Annotated in this window: 1 protein-coding gene; it reads right to left on the bottom strand. The window is 70.4% G+C overall.

All coding sequences use genetic code 11. From position 1 onward, the window contains the following. A partial coding sequence (gene ftsZ, locus KUM32_RS40280) for a cell division protein FtsZ (RefSeq protein ID WP_217146657.1) occupies nt 1–672 on the bottom strand: 672 nt, incomplete at both ends.

The raw sequence follows: 672 nt of genomic DNA, 5'->3' as shown, positions 1-672 counted from the left end.
GCGCCGAAGATGATGTTCGCCTCCGGGTGCGCCGCCTCGCTGACGAGCTGTGCGGCCTCGTTGATCTCGAAGAGACCGAGGTCCGAGCCGCCCGAGATGGACAGCAGCACGCCTCTGGCACCGTCGATGGACGCCTCGAGCAGGGGCGAGGAGATCGCCATCTCGGCGGCGGCGACGGCGCGGTCGTCGCCGCGCGCGGAGCCGATGCCCATGAGGGCCGAGCCCGCCTCCGACATCACGGACTTGACGTCCGCGAAGTCCAGGTTGATCAGGCCGGGGGTGGTGATCAGGTCGGTGATGCCCTGCACGCCGGACAGCAGTACCTGGTCGGCGGACTTGAACGCGTCAAGAACGCTGACCTGGCGGTCCGAAATGGACAGCAGTCGGTCGTTGGGGATGACGATCAGGGTGTCGACCTCGTCCCGCAGGCCGGCGATCCCGTCCTCCGCCTGGTTCGCGCGGCGGCGCCCCTCGAAGGTGAACGGGCGGGTGACCACGCCGATCGTCAGGGCGCCCAGGGAGCGCGCGATGTTGGCGACGACGGGAGCGCCGCCGGTGCCGGTGCCGCCGCCCTCACCCGCGGTGACGAAGACCATGTCGGCCCCCTTGAGGACCTCCTCGATCTCCTCGCGGTGGTCTTCGGCCGCCTTGCGGCCGACATCGGGGTTGGCG

The sequence above is a fragment of the Streptomyces sp. AC627_RSS907 genome, assembly GCF_019049165.1.
Note: the sequence above shows the minus strand (reverse complement) of the source record. Positions and strands in the feature narration are given on the sequence as shown.